This is a genomic window from Methylobacterium marchantiae (assembly GCF_042679825.1).
Taxonomy (GTDB): domain Bacteria; phylum Pseudomonadota; class Alphaproteobacteria; order Rhizobiales; family Beijerinckiaceae; genus Methylobacterium; species Methylobacterium marchantiae.
The window spans coordinates 167,577-192,988 of sequence record NZ_JBHTND010000006.1 but is presented as its reverse complement, the minus strand read 5'-3'; the positions used below and the strand labels follow the sequence as shown (position 1 = coordinate 192,988).

The window sequence follows — 25,412 nt, the reverse complement described above, 5'->3', positions numbered from 1 at the left end:
CCTGGGCGGTGTTGATCAGCGTCGCCGCCCCGCGCGCGCCGAGCACATGGGCGGCGTAGAGGTCGCCGCCGGTGGGCTCGCGCCCGAGGGCGGCGGTGAGGGACTCGCCGTTGCGCTGGGTCAGGGCGCCGGCCATGGTCGCGGCCACCGCCGGGTCCCGGCGCAGGTCGAGGATCGTCTGGCGCGCGGAGGCGTCCTCCACCGTGTAGGTGCCGTCGGGCCTGGCGGTGATGGCGTCGGCATAGGCGGAAAGGCCGAGCTTGGGCCCCGCATTCTTCATGGTCCCGAGCCAGGTCTGCTCGATGAACTGGAACAGGCCGGTGGCCGAGGAGGTGGCGGCCTTGGCCGACGGATCGAGGGAGGATTCGCGCTTGGCCGTGGCGAGGAGATAGTCGAACTGGGTGCCGGTGTTGCGGGCGCCGCTGCGGATCGCATCGACCACGCCGGCGGAGGCCGATCCCGTGGAGGCGCCCGTCGACGTCCCCGTGGCCGCTCCGCCGCGCGTGCCCGCGTCCCGGCCGAGGCCGGTGTCGCGCGTGCTGGCGGGGGGTGTGGTGAACAGGAACATGGCCGTCCGGCTGCAGGCGGACGCGATCGTCGGCCTGAGCCTCAAAGTGTTCCGATCATGGTAAACAAAGACTGAAGGACGGAGCGTGAACATGGCCCCGAAGCTGCAGAAACTTCAGCAGGATACGGGCGCGGCGATCCTGGCCTGACGGCCCCGGCGCAGGACCGCCAGCATGACGAGCCCGGCGCCGGCCATGGCCGCCCCGGCGAGGGGGACCGCCGGGTAGCCGAGGCCCGCATCGATCACGCCCCCGCCGACGGCGGCACCGATGGCGTTGCCGAGGTTGAACGCGCCGATATTCATGGCCGAGGCGAGGTTGGGCGCGCCCTCAGCCTTCTCCATCACCCGCATCTGGAGCGGCGGTACCAGGGCGAAACTCGCGATGCCCCAGAGGAAGATCAGGATCGCGGCCGGCACTTCCCAGCGCACGCCCCAGGCGAAGAGGGCCAGCACCACGACGAGCCCGCCGAGGGAGGCGAACAGGGTCCCGTCCACCGAGCGGTCGGCGAAGCGCCCGCCCGCCCAATTGCCGACCGTCAGGCCGATTCCGTAGAGCACCAGCATCGCCGTCACGAACGGCGTCGCGGCACCCGTCTCGACCCGCAGGATCGGCACGATGTAGGTGAACACCGTGAACATGGCGCTCGCCCCGAGCACCGTGAGCGCGAGGGCGGCGAGCACCGGCCCGCGCATGAGGACCCGGAGTTCGGCCCGCATGTCGCCGCCGGCCTCGACCTCCAGCTTCGGAAGGGCGAGGCGCAGCGCCAGCATGGCCACGGCCCCGACCCCGGCGATGCCCCAGAAGGCCGCGCGCCAGCCGAGCATCTCGCCGATCCAGGCCGCCAGCGGCACGCCGCCGATCGTCGCGATGGTGAGCCCGGAGAACATCGCCGCCACGGCGGCCGCGCGGCGCTCGGGCGGCACGATGCCGGCGGCCACCACAGCGCCCACCCCGAAGAAGGCGCCGTGGTTCAGCGAGGTGACGAGGCGGGCGACCACCAGCATCGCGTAGCTGTCGGCCAGGGCCGAGAGGAGGTTGCCGAGGGTGAAGATGCCCATCAGGCCCACCAGCAGCCGCCGGCGCGGCATCCGGGCGAAGGCCAGCGTCATCAGCGGCGCGCCGAGAAGCACCCCCATCGCGTAGGCGCTGACGATGAGGCCAGCCGCCGGGATCGAGACGTGGAGGTCGCCGGCGATGAGGGGCAGCATGCCCATCGGCGTGAATTCGGTGACGCCGATGCCGAAGGCACCGGCCGCCAGCGCCAGCAGGGGAAGGTTGATCGTCATGGCTCGTGCTTTCCGTTCGTTCCGCACAAGCACATGGCGAAAACCGCGAGACCGCAGTAGTCCCGTGGCGGGACCAACATCCGTGCCCCGGGAGCATCAATGCTGCGAGACAGGGTCGACCGGGCCGGCGATATGGCGATCTTCCTCGCGGTGGCGCAGGAGGGGAGCCTGTCGGCGGCCGCGCGCCGGTTCGGCCTGACGCCCTCGGCGGTGAGCCGGGTGGTGGCGCGGATCGAGGCCCGGCTCGGCGTCCGGCTCCTGGTGCGCACCACGCGCTCCCTGCGCCTGACCGCCGAGGGCGAGACCTATGGGAGGGCGGCGCGGCGCATCCTGGCCGATCTCGACGAGACCGAAGCGCAGATCGCCGATCAGGGCCGTCCGCGCGGCCGGGTGCGGGTCAGCGCGTCCATGGCCCATGGACGGCGGGTGGTGGTGCCCCTCATCGGCGACTTCGTCGCGCGCCATCCGGGGATCGTGGTGGAGATCGACCTCAGCGACGAGGTCGCCGACGTGCTCGGCGGGCGGGCCGACGTGGCGATCAGATTCGGGCCCCTCGCCGACAGCCCCCTCACCGCCCGGCGCCTGGGCGAGACCGGGCGGATGGTCGTGGCCTCGCCCGCCTATCTCGCCCGCTCCGGTACGCCGCGCGTCCCGGCCGATCTTACCGGACACAACTGCCTCGATTTCAATTTCCGACGGATCGAGCCGGGCTGGCCGTTCCGCGAGGAGGGCCGCGAGTCTCTCCTCGCGGTGCGGGGCAACGTCGCCGCCAACAATGGCGAGACCCTGGTCCAGCTCGCCCTGCAGGGGGTCGGCATCACCCGCGTGGGCACCTTCCACATCGCCGAGGATCTCGCCGCCGGCCGGCTCGTGCCGCTCCTGGAGGCGTACAATCCTCAGGACCGCGAGGCGATCCATGCGGTGTTCGTCGGCGGACCGGCCATGCCCGCCCGCATCCGCGTGCTGGTGGATTTCCTCGCCGAGAGAATGGGCCGAGACCAGGCTATGGCCCGAGACCGGGCAGTTGCCGGAGACCGCGGACCGACGACATGACAGGATGCATCGATCCGGCCGCATGCAGCGAGAGACAAGGGAGGCCGGCATGCACGCGATCCTGATCGTCCCCGGAGAGGCGCAGGCCGTCGCGGCGGCCATGGAGAGCGGCGCGCACGCGCTCATCGTGGACGTGACGGAGGGTGCGCCGCCGATCCTCCCCACCGCCCGGAAGGCGGGCGCCCCCCTTCTCTACCTGCGCTCGCGAACCCTCGAGCGCGACCTCCCGGCGATGATGGCGGCGGCACCGCACGGAATCGTCCTGACCGATTGCGAAAGCGCACGGGACGTCATGCGGCTCGGTGCGCGGCTCGCCGTCGAGGAGGCGATGCAGGGGCTGCCCGACGGCGCGACACGCATCCTCGCCCTGGTCGGGACGGCGAAGGGCGCGTTCGCCTTGCAGCATCTCGCGGGATCGAGCGACCGCCTCGCCGGCATCGCCTGGGACGCCGAGGCCGTGAGGATCGAGATCGGAGCACGGACCCTCCGCAGTGGCGACGGTGGATGGATCCCGCCGCTCGCCCAGATCCGCTCGCTGGTCCGCCTCGCCGCGGCGGCGGCGAAGGTGGCCGCGATCGATGCGGCATGTCCGGCGGGGGGCGATGTCCTGCGTGAAGTCGAGGAGGCCCGCCGCGACGGGCTTCAGGCGAAGCTCGCTCTCGATCCGGATCAGGCGCGGATCGTCATGGCCTTCGACCCGGATTCCCCGGACGCCTGACGCGTCCGAGGGACGATGCGGGAGAGCGTGAATCCTCGCGACAGAAGGCCGGTCCCGAGCCTACTCGGCGTCGTCGCCATCCTCGTCCGTCGACAGGGCCGGCGTCTCCGCCGGGGCGGGCGACCAGCGTTGCGTCTCGGGCGGGACGACATCGTGGCTGACGGGGGTCGCCGTCGGGGCGGGAGCCGCATGCGCGCCCGTATCCGCCATCATCATCGAGGCGCCCACCGAGATCAGGCCGGCGAGCGACCGGAGATCGCCCGACTGGCGCGGATCGCGCGCGATTAAAGCGGCCTCGCGCTGGAGGCGCAGGTTGCAGGCCTTGGTGGGGAGGCCGCCATCCGGCGTGCAGGCATCGTGACGGGCGCAGGCCGCATCGAGGGCGTCGATGGGCGGGAGTGGAGCGTTGTTGCCGGGTCCGCAGTAATTGCCATGGATCAGCACGGTCGGCGGACGGGTCGTCGTCTGGGCCAGGGCCGGGGTCGCGAGACCGGCGACGAGGAGGAGCGGGGCGGTGAGCTTGACGATCATGGTGTGTAGACCTGTGCGAGCGCCCCCTCAGGCGGTTCGCAGAAAGGAGCCGCCAAACGGCGCCTCGGGCCAATAAGGTTTCGGCCGTCCGCTTGGTTCCCTTTTTGGCACAGGCCGGGCCTTCACAACCTTCGACCGGGGCCGAGCTTGCCCCGCTCGCCGGACGACCGGCAGACGAGGCTACTGTCCCGCGCCGGCCGGGCGCTTCAACTCGAAACGAGCCTCGTCCGTGACGCTGAAATAGTCGAAATAGCCTCCGCGCAGGAGCGGATGCATGGCGCCGGTATCGACGCGACCCTCCTTGATGAAGGCGTCGTCGATATAGATCGACACGACCTGGCCGATCACCAGGAAGTGACTGGCCTCGCTTCCGTCCAGCGGCGTCAGCGGCACGGTCTGCAGCCACCGGCATTCGAGGGCGGCCGGCGCCTCGGCCACGCGCGGCGGGCGCACCTTGCGCGACGGGACGGGGGTCAGTCCGGCCGCGACGAACTCGCTGTCGCCGCGGGCCAGGGGCGCCGAGGTGGCGTTCATCGCGTCCCGCAGGTCGTAGGTGGCGAAGTTGCAGACGAACTCGCCGCCCTCCTCCGCGAAGGTCATCGCATCCTTGCGGCCGGAGGAGGAGAACATCACCATGTCGGGGTCGCTGGCGACGGCGTTGAAGTAGGAATAGGGGGCCAGGTTGACCTGGCCCTGCTTGTTCATCGCGCTGATCCAGCCGATCGGCCGGGGTGCTACCAGGGCCTTCAGCGGGTTGTGCGGCAGGGTGCGGTTCTCGGAATCGTAATGCATGGCGCCGCTCAGATCCGTGTGACGATGTCGGAGAGGATCGGCCGCGGGCGGTCGCTCGGGATCTCGCGGGCACGGCCGAGATGGATGAAGCCGGCGAGTTTCTCGCGCGGGTCGAGGCCGAGCGCGTCGAGGACGCGGCGGTCATAGGCGAACCACTCGGTCAGCCAGGCGGTAGCGAAGCCGGCGGCATTGGCCGCGACGACGAGGTTCATGCACACGGCGCCGGCCGAGAGGACCTGCTCCCATTCCGGTATCTTCACGTGCGGGGCGGCGCTGGAGACCACGGCCACCACGAGCGGCGCATGGGCGAGGCGGTTCCGCTCCAGGTCGAGACGCTTGGCATCCGCCCCCGGATTGTCGGCGGCATAGGCCTCGGCGATGAGCTCGCCGACACGCAGGCGGCCGTCCCCCTCGATCACCAGGAAGCGCCAGGGGCTGAGCTTGCCGTGGTCGGGCACCCGCGAGGCGATGGTGAGGATCGCGTCGAGTTCCTCCGCGCCCGGCCCCGGACCGTCGAGGTTGATCGGCGGCACGGAGCGGCGCAGGCGCAGGAGATCGAGGGTGTCGCTGCGGGCGAGATCGGGTTTGCTGTCCATGGAACCTGTTCGGCGCGAAGAGTGGACGCGAAGGGCGGAAGCGAAGGATTGGCCGCCGGGGCGGCGAGCGGCTATGTCCGAGGGAAAGGCGTGCCGATCCGGGACGTGGGGGGAAGAGCCTCGTCCCCGCAACCGTTTCGGCCTTGGAGCCGCCACGGTCCGGTTTCAAAGCGGGAGATGGCTTTCGGCAGGAACCCGTCGATCGCCAGGATATCTTGACGAGCAAGACATCTTGCTGAGCAAGACGTCTTTACCAGCAAGACATGGCGCGCGGTCCGCACCTTGGCAATCGCCGGGATGCAGGACGGACCCGCGCGGGATGGGCCCTCTCAGGACGGGTCCGCGGAGGAGACGGCGGATGGGACCGGTGATGCGCGGGCTCGCGGTGACGGGAGCCGTCCTGATGGCGGCGTTGCCGGCGCGGGCGCAGGAGCGCGACCCGTTCGGCGGTCGCAACGGGCAGGGCCTGCCTTCCCCCTCGATCGTCGGGCCGCAATTGCCGAGCCCGCCCGTCGAGGGCGAGGCGCCGCTCGCCCTCTCCGCCCTGTTCGCGGGCAGCGACCAGCCGGTGCGGTCCGGCCTCGCCTGGCGCATCTACGAGGACCGGTCCGACGGGGTGCGGCCGAACATCGTCGCCCGGTCCGAGGCGGCGGATCCGCGCTTCACCCTGGCACCGGGCAGCTACGTCGCCACTGTCACCTACGGGTTCGCCAGCGCCTCGAAGCGCATCACCATGGCGGGTACGGCGCTGAGCGACCGCCTCACCATCACCGCCGGGGCGCTCAAGCTCTCGGGCGCCATCGGCGACATGAAGATCGCCCCGGCCGACCTCGCCTTCTCGGTCTTCGTGCCCATCGGCACCAATTCGGAGGGGCGCCTCGTGCGCAGCGGCGTGAAGGCGGGCGAGATCATCCGCCTGCCGGAGGGGACCTACCACGTGGTCTCGAATTACGGGGAGTCGAACGCGATCCAGCGCGCCGACCTCAAGGTGGAGAACGGCAAGGTCACCGACGCGACCCTCAACCACCGGGCCGCCACCGTGACCCTCAAGCTCGTGGCCGCGCCCGGCGCCGAGGCCTTCGCCGGCACCGCCTTCAGCGTGCTGACGCCGGGCGGCGACACGATCCGCGAGGCCATCGGCGCCTTCCCGCAGGTGACCCTGGCGGAGGGCGACTACGTCCTCATCGCCCGCCATGACGGGCAGGTCTATACCCGCGAGTTCAAGGTGGAGAGCGGCATGGACCGCGACATCGAAGTGGTGGCCAAGGCCTCGTGATGCGCGCGGGCCGCCTCGTCGTCTCCCTCACCCTGGCCCTTCTCGCCGCCGGGCCCGCCACGGCGCAGACCGTCACCGACGGGTCCGACGCCGCGATCGGGGCGGAGATGTCGGCTTCCGTGATGGCGCTGGTCGGCAAGGGGCTCAAGAGCCCGGCCGAGGCACGCTACGGCCGGCTGCGCCGGGGCAAGGCCGACGCCATCTGCGGCGAGGTCGACGTCACCAACCGGATGGGCGCCCATGTCGGTCCGCGCCCCTTCGTCGCCGATCCGGGAGCGGGCTTCGCCGGCATCCTGCCCGATGCCGCCGAGATCCGGCACCCGTCGAGCATGGCGCAATACCAAAGCTTCCAGCGCATTCTGGCGCTGCTTTCGGCGAATTGCGACGGCTGAGGTTCTCGTCTCTCCCGCTCTCGACTTCATCCCGAGAGGGTTGGATGGGGCGTCAGCCCCCGGCCACCGCCAGGCCCGCCCCCGCGACGGCCGTGAGCGCGACCACGATCCAGGGCGGGGCCGCCCCGATCGTCAGGAGCAGGAACGCGCCGGCCGCCACGGCGAAATCGCGCGGGCCGAGGACGGCGCCGGTCCAGAGCGGATCGTAGAGCGCGGCCGCGAGGATCCCCACCACCGCCGCATTGGCGCCGCGCATGGCCGCCTGCGCCAGGGGTCTTTCGCGGAAGGCATCCCAGAACGGCAGCGCCCCGTAGACCAGGAGCAGGCCCGGCAGGAACACCGCCACCAGGGCGATGGCGGCCCCGGCGAGGCCGTTCGGTTCGGGCCCGAGCGCCGCGCCGAGATAGGCTGCGAAGGTGAAGAGCGGCCCCGGCACCGCCTGCGCCGCGCCGTAGCCGGCGAGGAACGCGTCCGGACCGATCCAGCCGGTCTCCACCAGGGCCGTGCGCAGGAGCGGCAGCATCACGTGGCCGCCGCCGAAGACGAGGGCGCCGGAGCGGTAGAACGCGTCGAACATCGCGAGCCCGTGCGAGGACAGGGCTTTCGCCAGGAACGGCGGGACGGCCAGGAACAGGCCGAACAGGAGGAGGGCCACCGCGCCGGCCCGGCGCGAGACCGCGATGCCGAGATGCCCGCCCATCGCCCCGGAGGCCTCACGGCAGAAGACGAGGCCGGCCGCGGCTCCGAGCAGGATGCCGGCGACCTGGCCGGCCGAGCCCGCCAGCGCCGTGGTCAGGGCCAGGGCGGCGAAGGCGATGGTCGCGCGGGTGGCGTCGGGGGCGAGGCTGCGGCCCATGCCCCAGACCGCCTGGGCCACCACCGCCACCGCGACGAGCTTGAGGCCGTGGACGATGCCCGATCCGATCGGGCCGCCGAGGGCGTCCGCGCCGTAGGCGAAGGCCACGAGGAGGAGCGCCGAGGGCAGGGTGAAGGCGGTCCAGGCGGCGAGCCCGCCGGCCAATCCCCCTCCCCGCATCACCCCGAGGGAGAAGCCGACCTGGCTGGAGGCCGGCCCCGGCAGGAACTGGCACAGGGCCACGAGATCGGCATAGGCCGCCTCGTCGAGCCAGCGCCGGCGATGCACGAACTCCTCGCGGAAATAGCCGAGATGGGCGATCGGACCGCCGAACGCGGTGAGCCCGAGCCTGAGAAAGGCGAGGAAGACTTCCCTGACGGAAGCCGCGCGGGCGAAACGGGGTGTCGTCACGTGGCAGGACCTCGAGGGGACGGGGGCGGGGCTCGCTCCCGCGACGTCTTCCTACCCGAATTCCTCATCCTGAGGTGCCGCGAAGCGGCCTCGAAGGAGGGCTCCAGCCTGACCGGCGATCCCCGGAGGCCTCCTTCGAGGGCTCCGCTGCGCTGCGCCGCCTCAGGATGAGGGGGATGGGTGGGATGGCTCCCGGACCCTATCCCAACCCCCCGGCCTCGACGATGAAGCGGGCGACCGTGTCGGCGCCGTGGCCCTCGCGCAGGGACGAGAACACGTAGGGCCGGGTGCCGCGCATGCGCCTGGTATCGGTCTCCATCACCCCGAGATCGGCGCCGACCATCGGGGCGAGGTCGGTCTTGTTGACGATGAGGAGATCGGACCGGGTGATGCCCGGGCCGCCCTTGCGCGGGATCTTCTCGCCGCCGGCGACATCGATCACGTAGAGGGTGAGGTCGGCGAGTTCCGGCGAGAAGGTCGCCGCGAGGTTGTCGCCGCCGGATTCGATCAGGATCAGGTCGAGCTTCGGGAAGCGGCGGCGCATCTCGGCCACCGCCGCGAGGTTGATCGAGGCGTCCTCGCGGATCGCCGTATGCGGGCAGCCCCCGGTCTCGACGCCCATGATCCGCTCCTCGGGCAAGGCCCCGGCCACGGTGAGGATGCGGGCATCCTCCTTGGTGTAGATGTCGTTGGTGATGGCGCAGATCTCGAAGCGATCGCGGAAGCGCTTGCAGAGCTGCTCCATCAGCGCGGTCTTGCCGGAGCCGACGGGGCCGCCGATGCCGACGCGCAGGGGGCCGTTCGGTGAGGGGCCGTTCGGTGAGGTCATGACGGGGTCTTTCACGAGCGGAAAATCCGGGAATACTGGGTCTCGTGCCGGGCCGAGCCGAGATCGAGGCGCAGGGTCGCGGTGCCGATCTCGTCGAGGGTGAGGGCCGGGATGGCGGCGGCGAGCGTCGTCACCCGCGGGGTCAGCGCCGCGATCACCCGCGTGCCGGCGCTCTGGCCGATCGGCGCGCAGCGGAGCGCCGCCGAGACGAGGTTCTGCAGGAAGGCGAGGCCGAATCCGGCGAGAACCGGGGGGAGCGCCATGCGGTGGGCGCCGGCTGAGAGCCCGACCGCCACCGGATAGGCCACCGCGCCGGGGAGCGCCGCGCTCAACCGGTCGAGTTCCGGGGTGTTCCAGGCGGCGCGGGTGGCCTCGAGGAAGCTGCGGCCCTGCTGGGTCGTCTCGAGATGGAGTTCACGCGTCGGCGCGAGGGCGACGGCGAGGTCGTTGACCTCGCTCAAGGCCGGGAGGTCCCCCGCCGCTGCGGCGGCATGGGTATGGGCCAGGAGAATCAGGTCGGTGCGCACCGCGCCGCGTTCGAGCACGTCGCCGAGCCAGGCCAGCAGCGAGGCCTCGCCGCCGACATCGCCGCATTCCACTGCCCATTCGAGCCCGTGCGAATAGGCATAGGCCCCGACGGGATAGCCCGGCGAGAGCCAGGCCATGAGCCGGACGGTGTCGATCATCGAGGGCTCGCCCCTCATCGCCCCAAGCCACCTTCCCCGGACGCCTGCAGCGTCAGCGGAAGGCGATCCGGGGCCCAGCCCGAACCGGGCCGCGCCAGCGGCTCATGATCGGCGGCGCGGAATGGTCGGGCGCTTCGCGGCTTCTCGTGCCGGACCCCGGATCGGGCTCCGCTGCGCTCCGCCCGTCCGGGGAAGGTGGCGGTGGGGGAGAGGACGAGGCTCAACCGGGCACCGCGTCGTGGCTGTGCGGATGATGATGATCATGCCCGTGATGGTGGTGCCCGGCGGCCTCGCCGGCATAGGCGCCGCCCTCGGGCCGGAACGGACGCTCCACCGGCTCGGCCGAACCGCCGAGGCCGCGCACCATCTCGGCGAGGACATGGTCATAGGCGATGTAGACCGCGTCCGCCCCGATCTCGGCCGGGATGTGCCGGTTGCCGATGTGCCAGATCAGCCGTTTCAGGGCGTGGTCGTCGGCGGCCCGGATCTCCAGCAGGCGCTCGGGCGCGGCCTCGACCCAGACGAGGCGGCCGTCCTGCAGCACCAGGGCGTCGCCGTCGTCGAGAACCGTCGGCTCGGGCAGGTCGAGCAGGAAGGACAGGCCGCCGACCCCGCGCATGGCCATGCGCCGGCGGTGGCGGTCGCCATGGTCGAGGACGATGCGGTCGACGATCTCGCCAGCGAGGACATCGCGGCGCAGGACGCTTGTGGCTCGGATCATGGTGCAGCGATCGCTTCCTCAAGCAGCTCGGTCATACCGATCCTCGGCATCAGAGAACGTCCGGTTCTACCGGACCCGGATAGAAGCCATCGTCCATGATCTGCTGGAGCGAGTAGGGACAGGTTTCAGGAAGGCCGCGCTCGCTCAAGCCCGTCTCCTCTGCCGCACGGACGCGTGCCAGGCGATAGGCCTTGGCGAGCACCGCCTCGGGCCATGGCTTGAGGCTGGGACTGACATCGAGAAGACCGTCGATCTGGAGCCGTTGCTCGACGATGGAGGCCCGCCAGCCGTATTTGCGCTTCTGAGGCTGAAACTCCCATTTCAGCAGATGCTGGATCAGGATGGCGAGCCGGTTGCGGATCTCGGATTTCTGTGACCCGCCCAAGCTCTCGATCTCCTCGGCGAGATGATTCAGGTCGGCATCCTGCCAGCGACCCGCGCGCAGGAGCGCCGCCTGCGCCTGTGTCCAGAGATACAGATCGGTCTCGTGGAGATCCTGCCCCGGGGGCGGCCTCACAGCAGCCTTTGCCATGGCATGTCTCCTGTCAGCGCCGCCACCCTACCTCAAAACAGGAAATACCGCTGCGCCATCGGCAGCACCTCGGCCGGCTCGCAGACCAGCAGCTCGCCGTCGGCGCGGACGTCGTAGGTCTCCGCGTCGATCTCGATGTGGGGCGTGGCGTCGTTGAGGATCATGCTCTTCTTCGAGATGCCGCCGCGCACGTTCTCCACGGCGACGAGCCGCTTCTGCACCCCGAGCCGCTCGCCCAGCCCGTCCTCGATGGCGGCCTTCGAGACGAAGGTGAGCGCGGTGGCGAAGGGCGAGCGGCCGATCGCCCCGAACATCGGGCGGTAATGCACCGGCTGGGGGGTCGGGATCGAGGCGTTGGGGTCGCCCATCGGCGCGGTGGCGATCATGCCGCCCTTGACGACGAGATCGGGCTTCACCCCGAAGAAGGCCGGCGTCCATAGCACCAGGTCGGCGAGCTTGCCTGCCTCCACCGAGCCGACATGGGCCGAGACGCCATGGGCGATGGCCGGGTTGATCGTGTATTTCGCGATGTAGCGGCGGGCGCGCAGGTTGTCGTTGCCGCTAGCGTCGCCCGGCAGGCTGCCGCGCTGGCGCTTCATCTTGTCGGCCGTCTGCCAGGTGCGGATGACGACCTCGCCGACCCGGCCCATGGCCTGGCTGTCCGACGACATCATCGAGAGCGCACCGATATCGTGCAGGATGTCCTCGGCCGCGATGGTCTCCCGGCGGATGCGGCTCTCGGCGAAGGCCAGATCCTCGGGGATCGCCGGGTCGAGGTGGTGGCAGACCATGAGCATGTCGAGATGCTCGTCGATGGTGTTCTTCGTATACGGGCGCGTCGGGTTGGTGGACGAGGGCAACACGTTCATCAGCCCCGCCACCTTCATGATGTCCGGCGCGTGGCCGCCCCCCGCCCCTTCGGTGTGGAAGGCGTGGATGGTCCGGCCGGCAAACGCCTTGATCGTGTCCTCGACGAAGCCGGATTCGTTGAGCGTGTCGGAATGGATCATCACCTGCACGTCGTGGAGGTCGGCCACCGTGAGGCAGGTGTCGATGGCCTGGGGCGTGGTGCCCCAATCCTCGTGGAGCTTGAGCGCGCAGGCGCCGGCGCGGACCATCTCGACCAAGCTCTCGGGCCGCGAGGCGTTGCCCTTGCCGGCGAAGGCGAGGTTCATCGGAAAGGAATCCGCCGCCTCGATCATCCGGGCGAGATGCCACGGACCGGGGGTGCAGGTGGTGGCGAAGGTGCCGTGCGCCGGGCCGGTGCCGCCGCCGAGCATCGTGGTGACGCCCGAGCACAGGGCCTCCTCGATCTGCTGCGGGCAGATATAGTGGATGTGGCTGTCGAACCCGCCGGCCGTGAGGATCTTGCCTTCGCCGGCGATGACCTCCGTGCCGGGCCCGACGATGATGTCGACGCCGGGCTGGATGTCCGGGTTGCCGGCCTTGCCGAGCCGGAAGATGCGGCCCTTCACGATGCCGACGTCGCATTTCACCACGCCCCAATGGTCGAGGACCACGGCGTTGGTGATGACGGTGTCCACCGCCCCGTCCGCGTTCGTCACCTGGGACTGCCCCATCCCGTCGCGGATCACCTTGCCGCCGCCGAACTTCACCTCCTCGCCATAGGTGGTGTGGTCGCGCTCCACCTCGATGACCAGGGAGGTGTCGGCCAGCCGGATGCGGTCGCCGGTGGTGGGGCCGAACATGTCGGCATAGGCCGAGCGGGGAAGGCTCGCGGGGCGTGGGGTGTTGGACATGGACGTCGGTCGCCTCCGCTCAGGCAGTCAGTCGCGAGAAACCCGGCTCCATCGCCGCGTCTCCGTCGAAGGTCATCGTCCGAGTCGCGCCGGCCTGCCGGTTGAGGTGGCGGATCAGATAGTCGGGAAAGTCGGCCTTGCCGCGCCGCCACCCCTCGATGGCGGCGATGACGGCCCGCTCGTCGGTGAAGGCGATCCGCCGCGATCGCACCAAGACATCGAGCAGATCCAAGATGACGGGTTTTCCGAAACTCTCGCGCCGCATCAGCGTCCAGACGAGTTCGACGAGCAACACCGGGTTGACCAGGGCGGGCTCGGTCACCCGGCTGTCGTCCATCAGGAACGCCGTCGCGATCGGCGATTGCGTAACATCGTCATCGAGGATGTGGCGGAGCAGAACGTTGGTGTCGATGCCGATCATCGCGGCGATTTCGTCCGCTCGTCTTCGGCGACGAGGTAATCCCCGATCGGATCGCCATCCGCTTCTCGCGTGGCGCCGGCCGCGCGCGCCCGCCGGGCGATGACCTGTAGAGACGACAGGTCGTCGATGTCCTTCGCCAGGGTCGCGCGTCCATCCTCTCCGACGAGAAGAGACAGGCGATCGCCGGGGACCGCACCGATCGCCCGTCGGAACTCCGCCGGCAGGGTCACTTGTCCCTTCGATGTCATGGTCATCGCGAACCGCTGCATCCCGACCTCCTTACAATCCTCGAAACGCCTTTCCTGCATATCATAAGTAAGGAGCTACAGCGTCCCCATCACGTCACCCCGGAACCCGTAGACCGTCCGCGCGCCGAGCAGCGGCACCAGGGAGACCTCGCGCGTGGCGCCGGGCTCGAACCGCACCGCCGTGCCCGGCGCGATGTCGAGGCGCTGGCCCCTCGCCTTCTCGCGCTCGAAGGTCAGGCCCGGATTCACCTCGTAGAAATGGTAGTGCGACCCGACCTGGATCGGCCGGTCGCCGACATTGGACACGGTGAGCAGGGTGCGTGGGGCGCCGTCGTTGAAGACGATCTCGCCCGGCAGGGTCGTGACCGTGCCCGGCACGTCCGACGAGGGCGCGCCGCGGATCGGGTGGTGGACGGTGACGAGCTTGGTCCCGTCCGGGAAGGTCGCCTCCACCTGGATGTCGTGGATCATCTCGGCGATGCCCTCCATCACCTGATCGGTGGTGAGGACATGGGCGCCCGCCTGCATCAGTTCGGAGACCGAGCGGCCGTCCCGCGCGCCCTCCACCACGGCGTCGGTGATGAGCGCGATCGCCTCCGGGTAGTTCAGCTTGACGCCGCGGGCGAGCCGGTTGCGGGCGACCTGGGCGGCCATGGCGACGAGGAGCTTGTCCTTTTCGCGCGGGGTCAGGAGCACGGGAAACCTCGGGGGTTGGTCGCGGGGTGCGGTGACGCGCAGGCAAGGACCATGCGCGGGCCGGAGCGTATCGATACATCGGGACCGTGGGGGCGCAAGCGCGGCGCCTTCGGCTGTTGAAGGACGCGTCCGGCGAAGCGCAACACCACCCGCCCCTGGTCTTGGCGCGGCAGCGCCGCGAGATCTTGCCGTCGATGACGATTAGATCTGGTTCGGTCTTGCGCACGAGCCCGATCCAGCAGGAAAGACACATACGGTGGAAGAGAGTGGCGTCGAGTGCATCCTGCGCGGGCAGGTCCCGTTTGAAGGGGAGACAACGTCGCAACCCCAAGACGCCGTTCACTTCGCAGCGTAATGCATAGAACCAGCAGTAAGTTTTTGGCACCAAATAGATCACTCGCGATTGCTCGCTTAAATCGTCCAGAGAAATAATTAATCGGAAACCGATAGTAAAAACGATCCACAAAGGATAAAACTCGCGAATTGCAAATGTATTTTTCCAGGGCGCTCAATGCGCGCATCACCATGAAAAAAATTATCCTACGAATGTTTATCCCGATGCTTATTAAGGACACCCGCATAGCTCATCATCGGATGGCGCAAATAAACCGCTAGGTGATGGGTATAAATCCGCACTGATCTGGCTTTTCTTTCCAGGACGACCGGAGGGAAACGAAATGGCCCAAGCTCAAGGCTTTTGTGTATTCTGTGGACGACCAGGATTAACGAAACAACACATCGTACCCGATCGTTTATCGGCAATTTTAGGCAGGCCAGATGTTGTCTCTCCTCAACTTAAGCTACGATCCGAATCGCAGCCCGAACGTTTTGATGTTGTTGACGACGATCTAATCATCAAGCAAGGGGCATTTCATATTAAAAAACTCCGCATAGTCTGCGGAGAGCATTGCAATTCGGGATGGATGCGAGCACTGGAAGAAAGGGCCTCTAGCGTTTTTGAGCCGTTAGTCCGCGGCCAAAGTCTTTATCTCAGCGCAGATCAACAGCATTTACTTGCTGCATGGGCAAGTCAAATTGCCATGGTTGCTGAGTACACAGATCCTGAATATGCAGCCATCTCCCAAGCGGACCGAACTCATTTGATGATAAATGGGGAACCTCCGCCCAATTGGCGCATATGGTTGGGGCACTTCCTTGGCAAAGATAAAAATGATTCCTCTTACAATCACCATGGCTTAATCCAGCCATACCTAGACTGGACAATAAAAAACGACAAAAATCTGGCCACCGTGCAGACCAGTACGATTACGCTTAGTCGATTAGTTTTTCACTGTTTCAGCGAAAGGAGACGTGGATCTTTTCGATACAACGTAGAAGAAAAATGTCGTGGCATCATTCCTATCTGGCCGATCAAAACAGAGAATTTAAACTGGAAAAAAGCGGGTAGCATGAACGAAGCGGATAGAAATTGGCTATCAATGAGCTTACCCGGTCTAGCTCACGCGCAGAACAAGGAGAGCAGACGCTGATCGCAGGGAGACCTCGATAAGACCCGTGGGCTCGCTTCCCCGCCGCTGCACATAGAGATCTCTGGTTGGAACGGATCTATGACCCAAGCTGCACCAACCTTCGTTTCAGCACCACGGCTCCCCTATGCTTCCCGGATGGATTGTCCAGGGCTTGCGCGAGGGCTCGGCTCCGGGTTCGAATGCGGCGGACGGCGCTTCGCGCACTCAGACCATTATCGAACCTTATTGGCAGGCCCCGTGACCTATCCCCGCGACCTCGTCGGCTATGGCCGCAACCCGCCGCATCCGCACTGGCCGAACGGGGCGCGGATCGCGGTGCAGATCGTGCTCAACTACGAGGAGGGCGGCGAGAACTGCATCCTGCACGGGGACGCGGCCTCGGAGGCGTTCCTGTCGGAGATCGTCGGCGCCCAGGCGTGGCCGGGCCAGCGGCACATGAACATGGAATCGATGTTCGAATACGGCTCGCGCGCCGGGTTCTGGCGGATCTGGCGGCTGCTCCAGGCGCGCAAAGTTCCCGTCACCGTGTTCAGCGTCGCCACGGCGCTCGCCCGCCATCCCGACATCGCCGCCGCCATGAAGGAGGCCGATTGGGAGATCGCCTGCCACGGCTTGAAATGGATCGACTACCGCGACTTCACCCGCGAGGAGGAGAAGGCGCATATGGAGGAGGCGATCCGCATCCATACCGAGATCACCGGCGAGCGGCCGCTCGGCTGGTACACCGGCCGCTCCTCGGTCCACACCCTCGATCTCGGGGTCGAGGCCGGCTTCACCTGGCTCGCCGATTCCTACGCCGACGACCTGCCCTACTGGATCGAGGCGCCGGGCGGGCGCGGCCTCGTGGTGCCCTACACGCTGGACGCCAACGACATGCGCTGCGTCGCCCTCCAGGGCTTCAACACCGGCGACCACTTCTTCACCTACCTGCGCGACACGTTCGATGCCCTCTACGCGGAGGGCGGGACGGCGCCGAAGATGATGTCGGTGGGGCTGCATTGCCGCCTCGTCGGACGGCCGGGCCGGATCGGGGCGCTGGCCCGCTTCCTCGACCATATCGCCGCCCATGAGGACGTCTGGGTGGCGCGGCGGATCGACATCGCCCGGCACTGGATCGACCATCACCCGCCGGGGGCATAGAACCCGACATCGACGAGGCGGGCTCTTGTGAGTTCTCGTCGTCGTCGTCCGGTATCGGGCAGCGGGAGGGAAAGGCCGACGTGACAACGAGCCCCGCAGACAAGCCCCCCGCCCGCCGCCGCCGCAAGGACGGCGAGGCGAGGCGCGAGGCGATCCTCGATGCGGGGCTGGAGGTGTTCTCGGGGCTCGGCCTGCACGGGGCGAGCGTGGACAGGCTCGCCGAGCGGGCCGGGCTGTCGAAGGCCAACCTGCTCTACTACTTCCCCTCGAAGGAGGAACTCTACGTCGCGGTGCTCCGCCGCGTCCTCGACGTCTGGCTCGACCCGCTGCAGGATCTCGACGCCGACAGCGAGCCGGGGCACGCGATCCGGGCCTATATCCGCACCAAACTCGCCCTCTCCCGCGACGCGCCGCAGGCCTCGCGGCTGTTCTGCCTGGAGATCGTCCAGGGGGCGCCCCTCCTCCGGGCCGAGCTCGAAGGTCCGCTGCGCAATCTCGTGGAGAGCAAGGCCGCGATCCTGCGTGGCTGGATCGCGGAGGGCCGCATCGGCCCCCACGACCCGCACCACCTGATCTTCTCGATGTGGGCGATCACCCAGCATTATGCCGATTTCGCCGTGCAGGTGGATGCCATCACCGGCCGCGGCCTCGACGATCCGGACTTCTTCGAGCGGATTGTGGCGAGCACGCAGGCACTGATCCTGGCCGGGCTCGGCCTGCGGTGACGGGATATCCCGTCCTTGGGGGAGAGACATGGGTGCGGATCGGCGCCGATTCCCGCTCGCGCTTTCGGCAGAATCCGCCTCTCCCGCAGGCAGAACGAAGAGAGTTTGCGCAAACGGTCAAAATCTTCGATTCCGAGTTTGACCATTCGGTCTAACCGGCTACCGTTCACCACAGGGCGGATCGGCGAATACAATCTTCGGCCGCATTCTTGACCGGACCTCGATCCGCCCATCCAATCTTCGCCAGCATAGCGAGGTTGCCATGAACGTCGGCGTCTTCATTCCCATCGGAAACAACGGCTGGCTCCTGTCGGAGAACGCGCCGCAATACAAGCCGAGCTTCGAGCTGAACAAGCAGGTGGTGCTGAAGGCCGAGGGCTACGGGCTCGATTTCGCCCTGTCGATGATCAAGCTGCGGGGCTTCGGCGGCAAGACCGAATTCTGGGACCACAACCTCGAATCCTTCACGCTGATGGCCGGCCTCGCCGCGGTGACAAGCCGGATCAAGCTGTTCGCCACTGCCGCCACCCTGTGCATGCCCCCCGCCATCACCGCGCGGATGGCCTCCACCATCGATTCCATCTCCGGCGGCCGCTTCGGCCTCAACCTCGTCACCGGATGGCAGCGGCCGGAATATTCGCAGATGGGCCTGTGGCCCGGCGACGAGTATTTCTCGCGCCGCTACGAGTATCTCTCCGAATACGCCCAGGTGCTGCGCGACCTGTGGGAGACGGGGTCCTGCGACCTCAAGGGCGAGTTCTTCCAGATGGACGATTGCCGGCTCTCGCCACGGCCGCAGGCGGAGATGAAGATCATCTGTGCCGGCCAGTCCGCCGCCGGCATGGCATTCACCGCCCGATACGCCGATTACAATTTCTGCTTCGGCAAGGGCGTGAACACGCCGAAAGCCTTCGCCCCCACGGTGGAGCGGCTGGAACTCGCCAAGGCCGAGACCGGCCGGGACGTGTCGTCCTACGTGCTGTTCATGATCATCGCCGCCGAGACCGACGAGGAGGCCCGCGCCACCTGGGAACATTACAAGGCGGGGGCCGATGAAGAGGCCATCGCCTGGCTCGGCGTCCAGGGGGCGGCCGACACCAAGTCCGGCTCCGACACCAACGTGCGCCAGATGGCCGACCCGACCTCGGCGGTGAACATCAACATGGGCACCCTGGTCGGCTCCTACGCGGAGGTGGCGCGGATGCTCGACGAGGTCGCAACCGTTCCCGGCACCGAAGGCGTATTGCTGGTGTTCGACGATTTCCTGAAGGGGCTCGACGCCTACGGCACCCGCATCCAGCCGCTGATGGCCTCGCGGGCGCATCTCGCCGCCGATGCCGCACCGATGGCGCAGATCATGTCCAAGGTAGCGTGATGGTCGCCGGATACCACGACGCGAGGGGGCGCCATGGCGGCATCACCCTCCCCGCCCGGCCCGAGCCCATCGCCTTCGACCCCGAGGCGACGGCCCTCATCGTCGTCGACATGCAGAACGCCTATGCCAGCAAGGGCGGCTATCTCGATCTCGCCGGGTTCGACGTCTCGGCGACCGGGCCGGTGATCGACCGGATCGCGCAGGCGGTGGCCGCCGCGCGAGGGGCCGGGATCAGGATCGTCTGGTTCCAGAACGGCTGGGACCCCGATTACGTCGAGGCCGGAGGGCCGGGCTCACCGAACTGGCACAAGTCGAACGCCCTCAAGACCATGCGCGCCAGGCCCGGCATGAACGAGCGGCTCCTCGCGAAGGGCACCTGGGACTACGCCCTGGTGGATGCGCTGAGCCCCGAGCCCGGCGACATCGTGCTCCCGAAGCCGCGCTACAGCGGCTTCTACAACACCCAGCTCGACAGCCTGCTGCGCTCGGCCGGCATCCGCACCCTGGTCTTCACCGGCATCGCCACCAATGTCTGCGTGGAATCGACCCTGCGCGACGGGTTCTTCCTCGAATATTTCGGCATCGTCCTCGCCGACGCGACGCATCAGGCGGGGCCGGACAGTCTTCAGGCGGGGGCGCTCGCCAACATCGCGACCTTCTTCGGCTGGGTCTCCGACGTGGCGAGCTTCGAGGCGGCTCTGGCCGAGGGGGCCGCCGCGGCGGCGGAGTGACATCCTTGCCTCCCAGACTTGCCTTCGACCCTGGCCTCTCATCCTCTCACCTCATCCTGAGGTGCCGCAGCGTAGCGAAGGCCTCGAAGGAGGCCTCCAGTTCACTCCCCGGGTCCTGGAGGCCTCCTTCGAGGCCCGCTGACGCGGGCACCTCAGGATGAGGTCGGGAGCAGGGACGAAGGACAAGGGCGGGTAAGACGACAACGACGACAAGGGACCAGATCGACCATCGAACGAACGGGAGCACCTCGAAACATGCCCAAGACCGTGATCATTCCGCCCGGCACCGGCAAGCCGCTGGCGCCCTACGTTCCCGGCACGCTCGCCGACGGCGTGCTCTACGTGTCCGGCACGCTCCCGCTCGATGCCGACGCCAACGTCGTCCATGTGGGCGATGCCGGCGCCCAGACGAAGCACGTGCTGGAGACGATCAAGGGTGTGGTGACGGCGGCCGGCGGCACCATGGACGACGTCACCTTCAACCACATCTTCCTGAAGGACTGGGCGGATTACGCCGCGATCAACGCGGTCTACGCCACGTATTTCCCCGGCGAGAAACCGGCGCGCTACTGCATCCAGTGCGGCCTGGTGAAGCCCGACGCCCTGGTGGAGATCGCGTCCGTCGCGCATGTGGGCAGGCCGTGAGTGCCGCCATCCACCATGAGATCCACGGCTCCGGCGCGCGGACGATCCTGCTCTCGCCGGGGCTCGGCGGGTCGTGCGGCTATTTCGCGCCGCAGATCCCGGCCCTGGCCGAGCGGTTCCGGGTGGTCGGCTACGACCATCGCGGCACCGGGCGCTCGCCCGATACGCTGGAGGAGGGCCACGACATCGCCGCCATGGCGGCCGACGCGCTGGCCGTCATGGACGAACTCGGCATCGCCGCCTGCGACATCGTCGGGCATGCGCTCGGCGGGCTGATCGGCCTCGAGATCGCCCGCACCCGTCCCGAAAGGGTCGGGCGCCTCGTCGTCGTCAACGGCTGGGCCAAGGCCGATCCCGCGACGAAGCGCTGCTTTGCCGCCCGCAAGGCGCTCCTCGCCCATGCCGGAGCCGAGGCCTACGTGGCGGCGCAGGCGATCTTCCTCTATCCGGCGCCCTGGCTGTCGCTCCATGCCGCGCGGGTGGCGGCGGACGAGGCCCATGCCCTGGCGCATTTCCCCGGAGCGCCGAACACGTTCCGGCGGATCGCGGCGCTCGAGGCCTTCGACCTGAGCGATGATCTCGCCGGTATTCCGCACGAGACCCTGGTGATGGCGGCGGAAGACGACGTGCTGGTGCCCTATCTGTGCTCGGAACGGCTCGCGGCGGGCCTGCCCGCCGCCACGCTGGATCTGGCCAAGAGCGGCGGCCATGCCCATAGCGTGACGCGGGCGGAGGCGTTCAACCGCGCCCTCCTCGCCTTCCTCGACCGACCCTGACGCTTCTTCGACCACCTCTGACGCTTCCTGGACCGATCATGACCGAGACGACGACGCCCCCGGTCGAGCCCGGCGCCTTTCGCGAGGCGATGGCGCATCTCGCCAGCTCCGTCCACCTCGTCACCACGGACGGGCCGGGCGGGCGGGCGGGATTCACCGCCTCCTCCGTCTGCAGCGTCAGCGACGCACCGCCGACGCTCCTCGTCTGCATCAACCGCGGTTCCTCGGCCTATGCGGCGATGAGCGCCAACACGGTCCTGTGCGTGAACACGCTGTCGGGCGAGCAGGCCGGCATCGCCGGCGCCTTCGGCGGCCGCACCCCCATGGACGAGCGCTTCGCCGCGGCGGCCTGGGGCCGCCTCGCCACCGGGGCGCCGGTGCTGGAAGGCGCGCTCACCGCCTTCGATTGCCGCATCGTCGGGCGCCATGCGGTCGGCAGCCACGACGTGCTGTTCTGTGAGGTGGTGGATCTCGCCGAGCCCGGTGGCGGCCAGGGTCTCGTCTATGCCGGCCGGCGCTACCACACCCTGCCCGTGACGGTCGTACCGCCGCACGACGCGGCCGCCTGAAGGTCCGGTCCCGAGCGGAGCGTCCTGCCACGCTCCTTGCATCACCCGATCCCACCGTCCGGAGACGACGCGACCATGGCAGCCGATTCCTTCTTCCCGACCTGGCGCGCCAGGGACGCGACGGCCGAGACCACGGACGTGATGCCCGACGAGCGGCTGCCCGCGGGCCAGACCATTCTGCTCGGCTTCCAGCACGTGGTGGCGATGTTCGGCGCCACCGCCCTGATGCCGATCCTGATGGGGTTCGACCCCAACCTGGCGATCTTCTTCTCCGGCATCGGCACGCTGCTCTTCTTCGTCGCCACCGGGGGAAGGGTGCCGAGCTATCTCGGCTCGTCGGCGGCCTTCGTCGGGGTGGTGATCGCGGCCACCGGCTATGCCGGGTCGGGGCCGAACCCCAACATCGCCATCGCGCTCGGCGGCATCGTCGCAGCGGGGCTGCTCTACAGCATCGTCGGCGCCGTCATCGGCCTCGTCGGCTATGCCTGGGTCGAGCGGGTGATGCCGCCGGTGGTGACCGGTGCGGTGGTGGCCGCCATCGGCCTCAACCTCGCGCCGATCGCCACGCGGATCCTCTCGGGCAGCGCCTTCGACACCTGGTTCGGCCTCCTGACCGTGGTGATCGTCAGCGTCATCACCATCTACGCGCCCGGCCTCGCCCGGCGCCTGCCGATCCTGATCGGGGCGGCGCTCGCCTATGGTCTCTATCTCCTCCTCGCCAACGGGCTCGGGCTGGCCAAGCCCATCGACTTCTCCGCCGTCATGGCCGCCCCCTGGATCGGCACGCCGCATTTCGTCACGCCGGTCTTCGACGGCACGGCGATCGCCCTCATCGCCCCGGTCTTCGTGGTGCTGATCGCGGAGAATCTCGGCCATATCAAAGCCATCGGCGCGATGACGAGCCGCAACCTCGACCCCTATATCTCCCGCGCCTTCCTCGGCGACGGCATCGCCACCATGCTGTCGGGCTCGCTCGGCGGCACCGGCGTGACGACCTATGCGGAGAATATGGGCGTGATGGCCATGACCCGGATCTACTCGACCCTGGTCTTCGTGGTGGCCGGGCTCACCGCAATCCTGTTCGGCCTGTGCCCGAAATTCGGGGCGCTGATCCTGACCCTGCCGGTGCCGGTGATCGGCGGTCTCTCGGTGGTGGTGTTCGGCTTGATCGCCGCCACCGCCGGGCGGATCTGGGTGGAGAACCGGGTCGATTTCGCCAGCGCCCGCAACCTGCTCACCGTCGGAATCGCCGTGGTGCTGGGGGCCGGCGACCTGACCCTGAAATTCGGCTCCTTCGCCTTCGGCGGCATCGGCACCGCCACGTTCGGGGCGATCCTGATCTATCATCTGCTCGGCTTGACGAAGCTCGGGACCGTGCCGGGCAAGATCGGCGACGCGCGGGCCTGACCGCGCATCGTCTCCTCGATCCCTTCACATCTCGAACGTCGGGGGCTCAGCGGGCGCCGCGCTCGCCGCGACGGGTCGAGCCCGTGGTGATCTCTCCCTCGTGTCCGCGGCGCGGTGCGTGAGCGGAGCGGCCGTCGCGGAATTCCATGAGGTTCGACGGAGCGGCGCGGCCTGCGAGGCCGCCCGGTGCGACCGCCGCGGGGATGCCGGCCGGCGCATTGTAGCTCTGGGCCGAAGCGGCCGAGGCCGCCACGCTGAGGCCGAGCGCAAGAACAGTGGTGGCGAGACGTGCGGTCATGGATGTCGTCCTGATCGTCGATTCCGTGCCGATCAATCGGCATCGTCGATTCGAGTTCCCAAGATTTGAGCAGGACTGCCCTCTCAAGCAACAGCAATTGCCGTCTTGCTGTGCAGCGTGACGATCACGGCAGGATGAGAAGTGGCACCTTTCCGAATGGTCTTCATCCGGAAACCAGGGGATTCCGGTGCGCTTTTAAAGACTTGAGCGCCGCCGGACACGAATCCGCAGCGCGGCGCCGCGTCTGGCACGACTATTTCGCCGCGGGTGCAATTCAGCACCGGCTCATCGGTCTATTCGGCGGCGAACAGTCCCGGCATCTCGGGCTCGGCGCTTCCCGGCAGGACGGCCTTGGGGTCGCCCGGTCCGGTCTCGCAGCCAAGCGACGGCAGGGCGATGACCCGGTTTCCGCGAAAATCCATGCGGCAGACGATGGTGCCGCGGGTCTCCACATAGGCGAGCAGGCGCCGTGCCCGGCCGGGCGAGCGGCTGCCGATGGCGCGCGCCAGGGCCTCGTCCCCGGGGCAGGGCTCCCCGGCGAGAGCCGCGCGGGCGAGGAGCAGGAACAGGCCCTGGACCTCGTCGGGCAAGGAGGCGGCAGCTTTCTGCGCCTCCTGCCAGCGCCCGTCGCTGTCGGCGGGAGCACCCTGCCCGTCGATTCCCGCGCGGGCGACGCCGAGGCGGCGGCGGAAGGCGGCGAGGGGTAGGGATTCGCCGTCGAGCCCGCGCATGCGGCAGCGGACGAGGAAATCCTGGTAGATCACCGCCACGGGCTGGCGCCCGGCATCGGGATCGGCGGCGATGCCGCGCAGGACCTCGTCGAGGCCGGCACGCAGATCCTCCGCGCTCAGCGGCACGGGCGCCTCGGCGGGTTCGGGCCGGTAGGCGCTGAGTTCGCGCAGGAGATCGGCCGGGCTGGCGCGCGGCGTTGGCGGGGTACGCGGCGCCGGCACCCAGGAGGCCGTGCCGTCCTCGGCCGAGCGGGTGAGGATGAGCGCGAGCAGGTCCGCATCGGCGGGGGCGGGGAGCGGCACCAGCTTCGGGGAGCCGGAGCGCGCCGAGGTCGAGACCGGGCCGATGCGCAGGGCCAGCGGCCGGCGGCTCAATGCGGGCCCCAGCGCCACGAATTCGCCGCGCGAGAGATCGCGGAACCGCTCGGCGCCCCGGCGGTCGAGGCCGAGGAGGTCGGCGGCCCGCGCCATGTCGATGTCGAGGAAGGTGCGCCCCATCAGGAAGTTGGTGGCCTCCGCCGCCACGTTCTTGGCGAGCTTGGCGAGGCGCTGGGTGGCGATGATACCGGCGAGCCCACGCTTGCGGCCGCGGCACATCAGGTTGGTCATGGCCCCGAGGGAGGCCTTGCGCGCCTCGTCGGACACATCGCCGGCCGCGGCCGGCGCGAAGATCTGCGCCTCGTCCACCACCACCAGGACGGGATGCCAATGGCTGCGCTCGGCTTCGAACAGCCCGCCGAGGAAGGCGGCGGCGGCGCGCATCTGCGCCTCCATGTCGAGGCTCTCCAGGGTGAGCACCACCGAGACCCGGTGGGCGCGCACCCGCGCCGCGATGGCCTGGAGGTCGCCCTCCCCGTGGGCGCCGTCCACGACCACATGGCCGTAGGCCTCGGCCAGGGTGACGAAATCGCCTTCGGGATCGATGATCACCTGCTGGACCGCACCGGCGCTCTGTTCGAGCAGGCGGCGCAGGAGATGCGACTTGCCCGAGCCGGAATTGCCCTGGACGAGAAGTCGGGTGGCCAGCAGCTCCTCGAGATCGAGCCGAGCGGGCTCTTCGCCGGGACCCATGCTCAGACCCATCTCGATCCCGACCGTCATTCCCGCTCCGCTATCCTCGACCGGACCGACCCTAGCATGAAGGGGCTGACC

At 68.7% G+C, this 25,412-nt stretch carries 28 protein-coding genes and 1 pseudogene; 13 read left to right on the top strand and 16 right to left on the bottom strand.

Features of this window, described 5'->3' with window-relative positions; all coding sequences use genetic code 11:
* Positions 1 to 568, bottom strand: a 568-nt coding sequence (locus ACFQ4G_RS06930) for a transglycosylase SLT domain-containing protein (RefSeq protein WP_379039950.1), incomplete at its 3' end; no start/stop codon positions are given.
* Positions 569 to 682: 114 nt separating this feature from the next.
* Positions 683 to 1,855 (bottom strand): MFS transporter, encoded by a 1,173-nt coding sequence (locus ACFQ4G_RS06925; RefSeq protein WP_238208240.1) that lies wholly within the window; start codon positions 1,853 to 1,855, stop codon positions 683 to 685.
* A gap of 99 nt (positions 1,856 to 1,954) precedes the next feature.
* Between ACFQ4G_RS06925 and ACFQ4G_RS06920 the strand changes: the two genes are divergently transcribed.
* A complete protein-coding gene (locus tag ACFQ4G_RS06920; RefSeq protein WP_238208242.1) occupies positions 1,955 to 2,908 on the top strand; it encodes a LysR family transcriptional regulator in 954 nt (317 codons plus the stop codon).
* Between the two features lie 49 nt (positions 2,909 to 2,957).
* Positions 2,958 to 3,626 carry an aldolase/citrate lyase family protein gene (locus tag ACFQ4G_RS06915; protein WP_238208244.1) on the top strand — a complete coding sequence of 223 codons (669 nt, stop codon included), beginning with the start codon at positions 2,958 to 2,960 and terminating at the stop codon, positions 3,624 to 3,626.
* A gap of 60 nt (positions 3,627 to 3,686) precedes the next feature.
* On the opposite strand, the gene ACFQ4G_RS06910 is transcribed toward ACFQ4G_RS06915, so the two are convergent.
* The 3 genes from ACFQ4G_RS06910 to ACFQ4G_RS06900 form a co-directional block, all read right to left on the bottom strand.
* Positions 3,687 to 4,157, bottom strand: a complete 471-nt coding sequence (locus tag ACFQ4G_RS06910; protein ID WP_238208246.1) for a hypothetical protein — start codon at positions 4,155 to 4,157, stop codon at positions 3,687 to 3,689.
* Between the two features lie 180 nt (positions 4,158 to 4,337).
* Positions 4,338 to 4,949, bottom strand: coding sequence for a flavin reductase family protein (locus ACFQ4G_RS06905; protein WP_238208248.1), 612 nt, complete (start codon positions 4,947 to 4,949; stop codon positions 4,338 to 4,340).
* An 8-nt stretch (positions 4,950 to 4,957) separates the two neighbouring features.
* Positions 4,958 to 5,545: a nitroreductase family protein gene (locus ACFQ4G_RS06900; protein WP_238208250.1), complete on the bottom strand. Its 588-nt coding sequence runs from the start codon at positions 5,543 to 5,545 to the stop codon at positions 4,958 to 4,960.
* Between the two features lie 358 nt (positions 5,546 to 5,903).
* Here ACFQ4G_RS06900 and ACFQ4G_RS06895 point away from each other — a divergent pair, with 358 nt between their 5' ends.
* Both ACFQ4G_RS06895 and ACFQ4G_RS06890 read left to right on the top strand, forming a co-directional pair.
* The gene (locus ACFQ4G_RS06895; RefSeq protein WP_238208252.1) at positions 5,904 to 6,821 is read left to right on the top strand and encodes a hypothetical protein; all 918 of its coding nucleotides are present in this window, start codon (positions 5,904 to 5,906) and stop codon (positions 6,819 to 6,821) included.
* Entirely contained in the window at positions 6,821 to 7,213 is a 393-nt protein-coding gene (locus ACFQ4G_RS06890; RefSeq protein ID WP_238208254.1) for a hypothetical protein, read from the top strand. The genes ACFQ4G_RS06895 and ACFQ4G_RS06890 overlap by 1 nt, the downstream gene beginning before the upstream one ends.
* Positions 7,214 to 7,265: 52 nt before the next feature.
* Here the strand turns inward: ACFQ4G_RS06890 and chrA are convergent, their stop codons facing one another.
* The 9 genes from chrA to ACFQ4G_RS06845 all read right to left on the bottom strand — a co-directional run bounded on the left by chrA (position 7,266) and on the right by ACFQ4G_RS06845 (position 14,373).
* Positions 7,266 to 8,480, bottom strand: coding sequence for a chromate efflux transporter (gene chrA, locus ACFQ4G_RS06885; protein WP_238208257.1), 1,215 nt, complete (start codon positions 8,478 to 8,480; stop codon positions 7,266 to 7,268).
* A gap of 199 nt (positions 8,481 to 8,679) precedes the next feature.
* The gene (gene ureG, locus ACFQ4G_RS06880) at positions 8,680 to 9,309 is read right to left on the bottom strand and encodes an urease accessory protein UreG (protein WP_238208259.1); all 630 of its coding nucleotides are present in this window, start codon (positions 9,307 to 9,309) and stop codon (positions 8,680 to 8,682) included.
* Between the two features lie 11 nt (positions 9,310 to 9,320).
* Positions 9,321 to 9,995, bottom strand: coding sequence for an urease accessory protein UreF (locus ACFQ4G_RS06875; RefSeq protein ID WP_238208261.1), 675 nt, complete (start codon positions 9,993 to 9,995; stop codon positions 9,321 to 9,323).
* 220 nt (positions 9,996 to 10,215) lie between these two features.
* Positions 10,216 to 10,716, bottom strand: a complete 501-nt coding sequence (locus ACFQ4G_RS06870) for an urease accessory protein UreE (RefSeq protein WP_238208263.1) — start codon at positions 10,714 to 10,716, stop codon at positions 10,216 to 10,218.
* A gap of 49 nt (positions 10,717 to 10,765) precedes the next feature.
* Positions 10,766 to 11,248, bottom strand: coding sequence for a DUF29 domain-containing protein (locus ACFQ4G_RS06865; RefSeq protein WP_238208265.1), 483 nt, complete (start codon positions 11,246 to 11,248; stop codon positions 10,766 to 10,768).
* Positions 11,249 to 11,280: 32 nt separating this feature from the next.
* Positions 11,281 to 13,008, bottom strand: a complete 1,728-nt coding sequence (ureC, locus tag ACFQ4G_RS06860) for an urease subunit alpha (RefSeq protein ID WP_238208267.1) — start codon at positions 13,006 to 13,008, stop codon at positions 11,281 to 11,283.
* 19 nt (positions 13,009 to 13,027) lie between these two features.
* A complete protein-coding gene (locus tag ACFQ4G_RS06855) occupies positions 13,028 to 13,429 on the bottom strand; it encodes a PIN domain-containing protein (protein ID WP_238208269.1) in 402 nt (133 codons plus the stop codon).
* Positions 13,426 to 13,683: an AbrB/MazE/SpoVT family DNA-binding domain-containing protein gene (locus tag ACFQ4G_RS06850; RefSeq protein WP_379039945.1), complete on the bottom strand. Its 258-nt coding sequence runs from the start codon at positions 13,681 to 13,683 to the stop codon at positions 13,426 to 13,428. Before ACFQ4G_RS06850 ends, ACFQ4G_RS06855 begins: the two co-directional genes overlap by 4 nt.
* Positions 13,684 to 13,752: 69 nt before the next feature.
* Positions 13,753 to 14,373, bottom strand: coding sequence for an urease subunit gamma (locus ACFQ4G_RS06845; RefSeq protein ID WP_082473327.1), 621 nt, complete (start codon positions 14,371 to 14,373; stop codon positions 13,753 to 13,755).
* A gap of 677 nt (positions 14,374 to 15,050) precedes the next feature.
* On the opposite strand from ACFQ4G_RS06845, the gene ACFQ4G_RS06840 reads away from it, so the two are divergent.
* The 9 genes and pseudogenes from ACFQ4G_RS06840 (at position 15,051) to ACFQ4G_RS06800 (ending at position 23,231) form a co-directional block, all read left to right on the top strand.
* Positions 15,051 to 15,863, top strand: a complete 813-nt coding sequence (locus ACFQ4G_RS06840) for a hypothetical protein (RefSeq protein WP_238208273.1) — start codon at positions 15,051 to 15,053, stop codon at positions 15,861 to 15,863.
* Positions 15,864 to 16,100: 237 nt separating this feature from the next.
* Positions 16,101 to 16,994, top strand: a pseudogene (gene puuE, locus ACFQ4G_RS06835) (allantoinase PuuE); the annotation flags it as partial.
* An 89-nt stretch (positions 16,995 to 17,083) separates the two neighbouring features.
* On the top strand, positions 17,084 to 17,728 hold the full coding sequence (rutR, locus tag ACFQ4G_RS06830) for an HTH-type transcriptional regulator RutR (protein ID WP_238208275.1): 645 nt from the start codon (positions 17,084 to 17,086) through the stop codon (positions 17,726 to 17,728).
* A 262-nt stretch (positions 17,729 to 17,990) separates the two neighbouring features.
* Positions 17,991 to 19,103 carry a pyrimidine utilization protein A gene (rutA, locus tag ACFQ4G_RS06825; RefSeq protein WP_238208277.1) on the top strand — a complete coding sequence of 371 codons (1,113 nt, stop codon included), beginning with the start codon at positions 17,991 to 17,993 and terminating at the stop codon, positions 19,101 to 19,103.
* Positions 19,103 to 19,834 carry a pyrimidine utilization protein B gene (gene rutB, locus ACFQ4G_RS06820; RefSeq protein WP_238208279.1) on the top strand — a complete coding sequence of 244 codons (732 nt, stop codon included), beginning with the start codon at positions 19,103 to 19,105 and terminating at the stop codon, positions 19,832 to 19,834. Before rutA ends, rutB begins: the two co-directional genes overlap by 1 nt.
* A 255-nt stretch (positions 19,835 to 20,089) precedes the next feature.
* Entirely contained in the window at positions 20,090 to 20,479 is a 390-nt protein-coding gene (rutC, locus tag ACFQ4G_RS06815; RefSeq protein WP_238208281.1) for a pyrimidine utilization protein C, read from the top strand.
* Positions 20,476 to 21,255 carry a pyrimidine utilization protein D gene (rutD, locus tag ACFQ4G_RS06810; RefSeq protein WP_238208283.1) on the top strand — a complete coding sequence of 260 codons (780 nt, stop codon included), beginning with the start codon at positions 20,476 to 20,478 and terminating at the stop codon, positions 21,253 to 21,255. The genes rutC and rutD overlap by 4 nt, the downstream gene beginning before the upstream one ends.
* 38 nt (positions 21,256 to 21,293) lie before the next feature.
* On the top strand, positions 21,294 to 21,824 hold the full coding sequence (locus ACFQ4G_RS06805) for a flavin reductase (RefSeq protein ID WP_238208285.1): 531 nt from the start codon (positions 21,294 to 21,296) through the stop codon (positions 21,822 to 21,824).
* Between the two features lie 75 nt (positions 21,825 to 21,899).
* On the top strand, positions 21,900 to 23,231 hold the full coding sequence (locus ACFQ4G_RS06800; protein ID WP_238208287.1) for a solute carrier family 23 protein: 1,332 nt from the start codon (positions 21,900 to 21,902) through the stop codon (positions 23,229 to 23,231).
* 46 nt (positions 23,232 to 23,277) lie between these two features.
* Here ACFQ4G_RS06800 and ACFQ4G_RS06795 read toward each other — a convergent pair whose 3' ends face one another.
* The gene (locus ACFQ4G_RS06795; protein ID WP_238208289.1) at positions 23,278 to 23,529 is read right to left on the bottom strand and encodes a hypothetical protein; all 252 of its coding nucleotides are present in this window, start codon (positions 23,527 to 23,529) and stop codon (positions 23,278 to 23,280) included.
* A gap of 293 nt (positions 23,530 to 23,822) precedes the next feature.
* A complete protein-coding gene (locus tag ACFQ4G_RS06790; RefSeq protein WP_379039940.1) occupies positions 23,823 to 25,361 on the bottom strand; it encodes a helicase HerA domain-containing protein in 1,539 nt (512 codons plus the stop codon).
* Between the last annotated feature and the right edge of the window lie 51 nt (positions 25,362 to 25,412).

Coding starts and splice junctions, on each gene's coding strand:
- ACFQ4G_RS06800 (WP_238208287.1), top strand. CDS start 21,900: ATGGCAGCCGATTCCTTCTTCCCGACCTGGCGCGCCAGGGACGCGACG.
- ACFQ4G_RS06925 (WP_238208240.1), bottom strand. CDS start 1,855: ATGACGATCAACCTTCCCCTGCTGGCGCTGGCGGCCGGTGCCTTCGGC.
- ACFQ4G_RS06795 (WP_238208289.1), bottom strand. CDS start 23,529: ATGACCGCACGTCTCGCCACCACTGTTCTTGCGCTCGGCCTCAGCGTG.
- ACFQ4G_RS06790 (WP_379039940.1), bottom strand. CDS start 25,361: ATGACGGTCGGGATCGAGATGGGTCTGAGCATGGGTCCCGGCGAAGAG.
- ACFQ4G_RS06900 (WP_238208250.1), bottom strand. CDS start 5,545: ATGGACAGCAAACCCGATCTCGCCCGCAGCGACACCCTCGATCTCCTG.
- ACFQ4G_RS06870 (WP_238208263.1), bottom strand. CDS start 10,716: ATGATCCGAGCCACAAGCGTCCTGCGCCGCGATGTCCTCGCTGGCGAG.
- rutB (WP_238208279.1), top strand. CDS start 19,103: ATGGTCGCCGGATACCACGACGCGAGGGGGCGCCATGGCGGCATCACC.
- ACFQ4G_RS06855 (WP_238208269.1), bottom strand. CDS start 13,429: ATGATCGGCATCGACACCAACGTTCTGCTCCGCCACATCCTCGATGAC.
- ACFQ4G_RS06840 (WP_238208273.1), top strand. CDS start 15,051: ATGGCCCAAGCTCAAGGCTTTTGTGTATTCTGTGGACGACCAGGATTA.
- ACFQ4G_RS06875 (WP_238208261.1), bottom strand. CDS start 9,995: ATGATCGACACCGTCCGGCTCATGGCCTGGCTCTCGCCGGGCTATCCC.
- ACFQ4G_RS06905 (WP_238208248.1), bottom strand. CDS start 4,949: ATGCATTACGATTCCGAGAACCGCACCCTGCCGCACAACCCGCTGAAG.
- ureC (WP_238208267.1), bottom strand. CDS start 13,008: ATGTCCAACACCCCACGCCCCGCGAGCCTTCCCCGCTCGGCCTATGCC.
- ACFQ4G_RS06805 (WP_238208285.1), top strand. CDS start 21,294: ATGACCGAGACGACGACGCCCCCGGTCGAGCCCGGCGCCTTTCGCGAG.
- rutA (WP_238208277.1), top strand. CDS start 17,991: ATGAACGTCGGCGTCTTCATTCCCATCGGAAACAACGGCTGGCTCCTG.
- ACFQ4G_RS06910 (WP_238208246.1), bottom strand. CDS start 4,157: ATGATCGTCAAGCTCACCGCCCCGCTCCTCCTCGTCGCCGGTCTCGCG.
- ACFQ4G_RS06915 (WP_238208244.1), top strand. CDS start 2,958: ATGCACGCGATCCTGATCGTCCCCGGAGAGGCGCAGGCCGTCGCGGCG.
- rutC (WP_238208281.1), top strand. CDS start 20,090: ATGCCCAAGACCGTGATCATTCCGCCCGGCACCGGCAAGCCGCTGGCG.
- ACFQ4G_RS06850 (WP_379039945.1), bottom strand. CDS start 13,683: ATGACCATGACATCGAAGGGACAAGTGACCCTGCCGGCGGAGTTCCGA.
- ACFQ4G_RS06895 (WP_238208252.1), top strand. CDS start 5,904: ATGGGACCGGTGATGCGCGGGCTCGCGGTGACGGGAGCCGTCCTGATG.
- ACFQ4G_RS06920 (WP_238208242.1), top strand. CDS start 1,955: ATGCTGCGAGACAGGGTCGACCGGGCCGGCGATATGGCGATCTTCCTC.
- ACFQ4G_RS06890 (WP_238208254.1), top strand. CDS start 6,821: ATGCGCGCGGGCCGCCTCGTCGTCTCCCTCACCCTGGCCCTTCTCGCC.
- ureG (WP_238208259.1), bottom strand. CDS start 9,309: ATGACCTCACCGAACGGCCCCTCACCGAACGGCCCCCTGCGCGTCGGC.
- ACFQ4G_RS06865 (WP_238208265.1), bottom strand. CDS start 11,248: ATGGCAAAGGCTGCTGTGAGGCCGCCCCCGGGGCAGGATCTCCACGAG.